Here is a 7,292-nt window from a genome sequence, read left to right on the forward strand (position 1 = left end):
TCGCTAACCTCGCCCTGAAGGACGGGGCTTGCGCGAGGCCTATCTTTTGGTCAAAGGAACGGCCGGACCGGCGGGACAGTGGAATCAACGAAAGGGAAGATCCTTATCCTCGAGCACGAGGGCTTCCGAAGCGCCCGAAAGCACGCCCGACCAGCCGATCATCAATTGGATGTACTCCGAAGGGCTCATGTCGCGTCCATCCGACTTCATGGCGAGCTGACGCGCGGTGAGGCGCGAGAGCGAGGCCTCGAAAGCCGTGAGTACGGCGCGGAAGACGTCCGCATCGGAGGCGTCGGAGGCCTTCTGCGGGGCGCCGAGACGCTCGAGCGCGCGCTCAACGACGTCGGGGCAGGCCGCGCGCAGGTGGGCCGCGGCCTTCGCACCCGCCCAGCCGTTCAGGACGACGCGGTCTTCGCCGGCGCGCCCTTCGAGAATGCCGCAGAGGTCGTCGAAGAACTCCTTGTGCTGGTCCTCGGCCGCCTGCAGGTCGGGCGAGTCGGGTGCGTTCGCGGCGAGCCACTCGCGCTGCATGTGCGTGATGCCGAGCTCCTCGAGGACGAGGAACATCGAGCTCTGGTCGGTGAGGTCGATCGGTCCGTGGGGCTTGACGTCTTCGGTGGGCGGGAACTGCTGCATGGCTCTGGCGGATGAATGAGAGGGTGAAAAGCTTCGCGGGAAGGCGGCGCGCCTCGAGGAGGCGGCGCCGCGCAAGGGCCTCATTCTAAGTCGCCCGCCCCCCTTCAGTTGAGGGGCTTCAGGGCCTCGTCGGGAATCGGGAGCACGTCGATGCCGTCGGCGCGCAGTTCCGCAGCCACGAGCGGCGTGCATTCGCCGCGCACGAGGCGGCGCTCCTCGCTCCCGCGCTCCATCGCGCGCACGGCGTCGGGAAAGTTTCTGCCGACGTCCTCGGCCTTTTCGACCACCCGACGCATGACGGCGACGTAGGCCTCCTTGGCCGCGCGCCGCGCCTCAGCCGCCCGCCTGAGCGTCACGTCGCCCGCGACCTCGGTGCGGGTTGTCCCCTCGACGGGCTTGAGGCCCGGCGCCGAAGGGAGGCGGCGCTCGGCGGGCGTCCCGCACTCCGGGCAGACCGGCGGGTCTGCGTCGGCGGCCTCACGCAGCCATACCTCAAACACGTGACCGTTGCTGCAGCAGTAATCGAAGATTTTCAACGACATGACGATTCTCCCGACCGGGGACGAGGGCGCGCACCGAGGTTTCGGCGCAGTTTTTTGCCTCATGCGCAAAAAATTCCGTGACAAACGCGCTGGGACGTGCTATAGTCCGCTTCCTCGGTTCGGAGCTTGTCTCCAACCGGCCCCGCCCAATCACCACGGGCCCGGTCGGCGGCGGATCGGGAAGCATCTATGGAAGGATGGCAGAGTGGTTGATTGTACCGCCCTGGAAAGGCGGCATACGGAGATTCCGTATCGAGGGTTCGAATCCCTCTCCTTCCGCCAAAATTCATGAACTGGATGCGCAGCATTCAGGTGAAGCGGGCGTCGTATAACGGCTATTACCTGAGCTTCCCAAGCTCATGACGAGGGTTCGACTCCCTTCGCCCGCTCCAGTTCTCTTGAGGCCCGACGGTTTGTTCCGACGGGCCTTTTGCTTTTTCGGAACCCCCGACGCCGGTTGGTTTGAGCGCCGCCCGCGCCTGCCGCTAGAATCCTCCACGCCGCAGGGGCGCCGCCCCCGCCTCCACTCCCCCTCAGCTCACCGAAGAAGGACCGTCATGGCCGCGAGAACCCGACTGATCACGCTCGACACGGAAACCACGGGCCTCAACGCCAACAAGGGGGACCGCATCATTGAGATCGGTTGCGTCGCGCTCGACGGCCGCGTGATGAAGAGCATGCCCGAAAACCACCTGCAGCTCTTCGTCAACCCCGAGCGCGAGGTCCCCGAAGAGGCGGTCGCGATCCACGGCATCACGACCGAATTCCTCGCCGACAAGCCGAAGTTCGCCGAGATCGCCGACCAATTCCTCGACTTCGTGCGCGACTCGACCCTCGTCATTCACAACGCGGCCTTCGACACGGGGTTCCTCAACATGGAGCTCGCGCGGCTCGGGCGCGGCGCGATTGAGGACTACTGCGACGTGATTGACACGGTGAAGCTCGCCAAGAAGCTGCTTCCCGGGCGCGCCGTGAGCCTCGACGCGCTCTGCCGCTACTACGAGATCGACAACTCCAACCGCACGCTCCACGGCGCGCTCCTCGACGCGGAGCTCCTCGCCGAGGTCTACATCGCGCTCACCCGCGGCCAGGACACGCTCACGCTCGTGAACGAGGACATCGACAACCTCCCGCCAATGCCGAAGTACGAAGACTGCGTCGTGATCCGCGCGACGCCCGAAGAACTCGCCGAGCATGAGCGGATCCTCGACATCTGCGAGAAGAAGAGCAAGAGCACGCCCGCCTGGCGCAAGCTCGGCGCTCCCGCCGAAGAGACCGCGGAAAAGACCGCCGCCGGCGTCTGACGCCCCCCCGGGTGGAGGGCGGCGCTCCCGCCCTCCATTTGTCGACCAATTTCGGCCAAAGTGCGGCCATAGGCGTCTTTTTCTTCGATGAATTCTCGAGGAAAGTCCCCCGGATGCCGATGCGGGCAAAGGAGGGCGGATTTTCCGCCCCTGCGCAGCCGCCGGGACTCTGCCCGCCTTTAAGATCCCCCTCCGGAAGAAAAAACACACCGTGCGCCGCCCGGGCGCGCGCAAACGCTTCAGGAGTCATCCATGCAGTTCAAGAAATTCGTCGTCTGCGCCTGCGCCGCCGCCTGCGGCCTTGCCGCCACGAGCAGCTTTGCGCGCGATATTCTGCGCGTCGGCACCGAACCCACATTCGCCCCGTTCGAGTTCCTCGACACGGACACGAAGGAGTTCTCGGGCTTCGACATGGACCTCATCCGCGCCGTCGGCACGAAGGCGGGCTACGACGTCAAGATCCTCAACATGGGCTTCGACGCCCTGATTCCGGCCGTCATGACGGGCACGATCGACGTGATCGCCGCGGGCGTCTCGATCACGCCGGAGCGCGCGAACCGCGTGGACTTCACGACCCCCTACTACGTCTCGGGCGTCTCGATGCTCATCCACAAGGCCGACGCGGGCAAGTACAAGACCTTCGCCGACCTCAAGGGCAAGAAGATCGCCGTGCAGATCGGCAACACCGGCGCGGGCAAGGCCAAGGCCGTCCCCGGCGCCTTGGTCTCTGCGTTCAACACCACTTCTGAAGCCTTCATGGATCTGCTCTCGAAGAACGCCGACGCCGTATTCCTCGACCGCCCGGTGCTCGCCTACTACCTGAAGAACCAGGAGAAGGCCGCGAAGGTGCTCACGATTCCGCCCTACATCGACGACGCCGAGAACTACGGCTTCGCCGTGAAGAAGGGCAACAAGGCGCTTCTCGAGAAGCTCAACAAGGCCTATGCGGACCTCAAGGCCTCGGGCGAAGTGGACAAGATCTACAAGAAGTGGTTCCAGGAGTAAGGCTTCTTCGCTCCCACCACCTCGGCGCCCGCCCGACCGGCCTCTCCGACCGTCGCGGCGGGCGGCGGCGTTGGCGCCGCCACTTCGCGCGGCGCAGCGCCCTTCTCCTTCTTCGAAGGCCGATGCCATCGGCGCATTCTTCTATAGAATGCCGCAGCCCGTTGCGCGCCCCGCGCGGGCGGCTCAGAAACCGAACACAACGCCGCGCGGCTTTCCTCGAGCGGTCCGCGTGACCCCCATCCACTCTCCTTATCCCGAACTGCAATGGAATTCGACCTCTCCCTGATCGTCAACAGCATTCCGCTGCTGCTGCGCGGCGCAGGCCTCACGCTTGAGATCACCGCACTCTCCGTGGGCATCGGCCTTCTTCTCGGCCTCGTCCTCTCGCTCGCCCAGCTCTCGAAGAGCCCCTTCTTGCGCTACCCCGCCAAGGTCTACGTCGACTTCATCCGCGGCACCCCGCTCCTCATCCAGATCTTCATCATCTACTTCGCGCTGCCGAACATCCTCGGCCACCGCATCGACCCTTACGTGGCCGCGGTCGCCGCCTGCTCGCTCAATTCGGGCGCCTACATCGCCGAGATCTTCCGCGGCGGCATCCAGTCGATCTCGATCGGCCAGGTCCGCGCGGGCCTCTCGCTCGGCATGACCTACGGCCAGACGATGCGCTACATCGTCCTCCCGCAGGCCTTCAAGCGCATCATCCCGCCGATGGGCAACGAGTTCATCGCGATGCTCAAGGACTCCTCCCTCGTCTCCGTGATCGGCTTCGAAGAGCTCACGCGCTCGGGCCAGCTCATCATCGCCGAGACCTACGGCACGCTCGAGATCTGGACGTGCGTCGCGATCCTCTACCTCGTGATGACGCTCACCATCTCGCGCTTCATCTCCTGGCTCGAAGGGCGCTTCCGCAAGTCCGACGACCGCTGATCGAACAAGAGCGCCGCGGGGCCGCTTCGTCCGGTCGGCCGCACGTAAAAAAAGAGGGCGCTTGCGCTTGCGCGGCGCCCTACGGACGAATAAAATGCCCGCTTTCACGGCTCGAGTCACAACGCTCGTGTCCGCAAGTTTCACCATCTCTTTGACAGGAAGAATCCATGTCTGAACTGACCAAGTCTGAGATCGTTGCCAAGTTCCAGCGCGCCGAAGGCGACACCGGCTCCCCCGAGGTCCAGGTCGCCCTCCTCACGGCCCGCATCAATCACCTCACCGAGCACTTCAAGGTCCACGCCAAGGATCACCACAGCCGCCGCGGCCTGCTCCGCATGGTTTCGCGCCGCCGCAAGCTCCTTGACTACCTCAAGCGCACCGACCTCAACGCCTACCGCAAGCTGATCGACACGCTCAACCTGCGCAAGTAAGCGACAAGCATTCCGCAATGATTACGGCCTGCCGACTTCGACAGGCCGTAGTCCTATCTGCAACCCCCGTCCGATCGTTGACGAATTTCCCTTCGGATCCGCCGCTTCCACAGTGAGCGCGTTGCGATCCGAGCGCTTTCACCGCAGGAACTTCAGAGAGCGTTCAGACCGCAGCGTGCCGAAGCCCCGAGAGGGCGGAGGCGAAGCGTGGAACGAAGCGCGTCAGCGAAAGGACTTCACTTCAAAAGGAAGACATCCATGACGATGTTCAACAAGACCACGCAGAGCTTCCGGTTCGGCGACCACGACGTCACGCTCGAAACCGGCGAGATCGCCCGCCAGGCCACCGGCGCCGTCATCTGCCGCATGGACGACACGGTCGTCCTCGCCACCGTCGTCTGCAAGAAGGAAGCCAAGCCCGGTCAGGACTTCTTCCCGCTTACCGTCGACTACATCGAAAAGACCTACGCCGCCGGCCGCATCCCCGGGGGCTTCTTCAAGCGCGAAGGCCGTCCCTCCGAGAAGGAGACGCTCACGAGCCGCTTGATCGACCGTCCGATCCGCCCGCTCTTCCCGGACGGCTTCTTCAATGAAGTCCAGGTCATCATCCACGTGCTCTCCGCCGACCCGCAGGTCGATCCGGACATCCCCGCGATGATCGGCACCTCCGCCGCCCTCGCCGTCTCCGGCATTCCGTTCCGCGGCCCGATCGGCGCCTGCCGCGTGGGCTACATCAACGACCAGTTCGTCCTCAACCCCACCACCGAGCAGCTCAAGACCTCGCGTCTCGACCTCGTCGTCGCCGGCACCGAACGCGCCGTGCTGATGGTTGAGTCCGAAGCCGACATCCTCCCCGAAAAGACGATGCTCGACGCGGTCATGTTCGGCCACCGCGAGATGCAGGTCGCCATCAACGCGATCAACGAACTCGTCGCCAAGGCCGGCAAGCCCGCCTGGGACTGGCAGCCCGCCCCGCGCAACGAGGCGCTCATCGCCCGCGTCAAGGAGATCTCCGACGAGGGTCTGCACGCCGCCTACGCGATCCGCTCCAAGCAGGCCCGCAACGACAAGCTCCGTGAGGTCTACGACCTCGTTGAGAAGACGCTCGCCGCCGACGCCGAAGCCGCCGGCACGGACGCCCCGGACATGAACGAAGTCCACGGCATCCTCTTCGAGCTCGAAGCCCACCTCGTGCGCTCGCAGATCCTCGCGGGCGAGCCGCGCATCGACGGCCGCGACACCCGCACGGTCCGCCCGATCGAGATCCGCCAGGGTCTCCTCCCGCGCGCCCACGGTTCGGCCCTCTTCACCCGCGGCGAGACGCAGGCCCTCGTCGCCACCACCCTCGGCACGAAGCAGGACGAGCAGATCATCGACGGTCTGTGCGAAGAGTCGCACGAGCGCTTCATGCTCCACTACAACATGCCCCCGTTCGCCACGGGCGAAACGGGCCGCGTCGGCAGCCCGAAGCGCCGCGAAATCGGCCACGGCCGCCTCGCCAAGCGCGCCCTGAAGGCGGTGCTCCCGTCCGCCGAGGACTTCCAGTACACGATCCGTGTGGTCTCCGAGATCTGCGAGTCGAACGGCTCCTCCTCGATGGCCTCCGTCTGCGGCGGCTGCCTCTCGATGCTTGACGCCGGCGTGCCCCTCAAGGACTACGTCGCGGGCGTCGCGATGGGCCTCATCAAGGAAGGCAACCGCTTCGCGGTCCTCACCGACATCCTCGGCGACGAGGACCACCTCGGCGACATGGACTTCAAGGTCGCGGGCACCGAGAACGGCGTCACGGCCCTGCAGATGGACATCAAGATCGAAGGCATCACGGCCGAAATCATGCAGGCTGCGCTCGCGCAGGCCCATGAGGGCCGCCAGCACATCCTCGGCAAGATGCACGAGATGGCCGGCGGCGGCGCCAAGGAGCTCTCCGACTTCGCTCCGCGCATGGTCTCCTTCAAGATCAACCCCGAGAAGATCCGCGACGTGATCGGCAAGGGCGGCTCCGTCATCCGCGGCCTCACCGAAGAGACCGGCACGACGATCAACGTCGAGGACGACGGCACGGTGACGATCTCGTCGCCCGACATGTCCCGCGTCGCCGCCGCGCGCAAGCGCATCGAGGAGATCACGGCCGAGATCGAAGCCGGCCAGATCTATGAAGGCACGGTCACGCGCCTCCTCGACTTCGGCGCCATCGTCCAGCTCCTCCCGGGCAAGGACGGCCTCCTGCACATCAGCCAGATCGCCAACGAGCGCGTCAACGCCGTGAGCGACTACCTGAAGGAAGGCCAGAAGGTCCGCGTCAAGGTGATCGAGGCCGATGAAAAGGGCCGCGTCCGCCTCTCGATGAAGGCGCTTCTGCGCGACGAGTCCGAGCAGTAACCGGACTCGTCCGGCCGCCCCGGGCGCCCGTTTCGACGGGCACCGGACCGGCCGGACACGTCGGC

7 protein-coding genes and 2 tRNA genes are annotated in these 7,292 nt (G+C 65.5%); 7 read left to right on the forward strand and 2 right to left on the reverse strand.

Translation table 11 applies throughout. From position 1 onward, the window contains the following. Positions 1-84 precede the first annotated feature (84 nt). Complete coding sequence (locus ACT6Y9_RS07180) at positions 85-636, reverse strand: hypothetical protein (RefSeq protein ID WP_443744027.1); 552 nt, start codon at positions 634-636, stop codon at positions 85-87. A gap of 104 nt (positions 637-740) precedes the next feature. After that, complete coding sequence (locus ACT6Y9_RS07185) at positions 741-1,178, reverse strand: FmdB family zinc ribbon protein (RefSeq protein ID WP_443744028.1); 438 nt, start codon at positions 1,176-1,178, stop codon at positions 741-743. 191 nt (positions 1,179-1,369) lie between these two features. Between ACT6Y9_RS07185 and ACT6Y9_RS07190 the strand changes: the two genes are divergently transcribed. The 7 genes from ACT6Y9_RS07190 to pnp all read left to right on the forward strand — a co-directional run bounded on the left by ACT6Y9_RS07190 (position 1,370) and on the right by pnp (position 7,227). After that, positions 1,370-1,460, forward strand: a tRNA-Ser gene (locus ACT6Y9_RS07190). Between the two features lie 35 nt (positions 1,461-1,495). Beyond that, a tRNA-Gly gene (locus tag ACT6Y9_RS07195) sits at positions 1,496-1,570 on the forward strand. A gap of 165 nt (positions 1,571-1,735) precedes the next feature. Next, on the forward strand, positions 1,736-2,482 hold the full coding sequence (dnaQ, locus tag ACT6Y9_RS07200; protein ID WP_443744029.1) for a DNA polymerase III subunit epsilon: 747 nt from the start codon (positions 1,736-1,738) through the stop codon (positions 2,480-2,482). 252 nt (positions 2,483-2,734) lie between these two features. Further along, positions 2,735-3,487: a basic amino acid ABC transporter substrate-binding protein gene (locus tag ACT6Y9_RS07205; protein WP_443744030.1), complete on the forward strand. Its 753-nt coding sequence runs from the start codon at positions 2,735-2,737 to the stop codon at positions 3,485-3,487. A 264-nt stretch (positions 3,488-3,751) separates the two neighbouring features. Then, positions 3,752-4,417, forward strand: a complete 666-nt coding sequence (locus tag ACT6Y9_RS07210) for an amino acid ABC transporter permease (RefSeq protein WP_295478461.1) — start codon at positions 3,752-3,754, stop codon at positions 4,415-4,417. A 167-nt stretch (positions 4,418-4,584) separates the two neighbouring features. Then, positions 4,585-4,848, forward strand: a complete 264-nt coding sequence (rpsO, locus tag ACT6Y9_RS07215) for a 30S ribosomal protein S15 (RefSeq protein WP_295478458.1) — start codon at positions 4,585-4,587, stop codon at positions 4,846-4,848. Between the two features lie 258 nt (positions 4,849-5,106). Continuing rightward, the gene (gene pnp / locus ACT6Y9_RS07220; RefSeq protein WP_443744031.1) at positions 5,107-7,227 is read left to right on the forward strand and encodes a polyribonucleotide nucleotidyltransferase; all 2,121 of its coding nucleotides are present in this window, start codon (positions 5,107-5,109) and stop codon (positions 7,225-7,227) included. The last annotated feature ends 65 nt before the right edge of the window (positions 7,228-7,292 follow it).

The sequence above is a fragment of the Sutterella sp. genome, assembly GCF_052272535.1.
Classification (GTDB): Bacteria; Pseudomonadota; Gammaproteobacteria; order Burkholderiales; family Burkholderiaceae_F; genus Sutterella.

Coding starts and splice junctions, on each gene's coding strand:
- ACT6Y9_RS07180 (WP_443744027.1), bottom strand. CDS start 636: ATGCAGCAGTTCCCGCCCACCGAAGACGTCAAGCCCCACGGACCGATC.
- ACT6Y9_RS07185 (WP_443744028.1), bottom strand. CDS start 1,178: ATGTCGTTGAAAATCTTCGATTACTGCTGCAGCAACGGTCACGTGTTT.
- dnaQ (WP_443744029.1), top strand. CDS start 1,736: ATGGCCGCGAGAACCCGACTGATCACGCTCGACACGGAAACCACGGGC.
- ACT6Y9_RS07205 (WP_443744030.1), top strand. CDS start 2,735: ATGCAGTTCAAGAAATTCGTCGTCTGCGCCTGCGCCGCCGCCTGCGGC.
- ACT6Y9_RS07210 (WP_295478461.1), top strand. CDS start 3,752: ATGGAATTCGACCTCTCCCTGATCGTCAACAGCATTCCGCTGCTGCTG.
- rpsO (WP_295478458.1), top strand. CDS start 4,585: ATGTCTGAACTGACCAAGTCTGAGATCGTTGCCAAGTTCCAGCGCGCC.
- pnp (WP_443744031.1), top strand. CDS start 5,107: ATGACGATGTTCAACAAGACCACGCAGAGCTTCCGGTTCGGCGACCAC.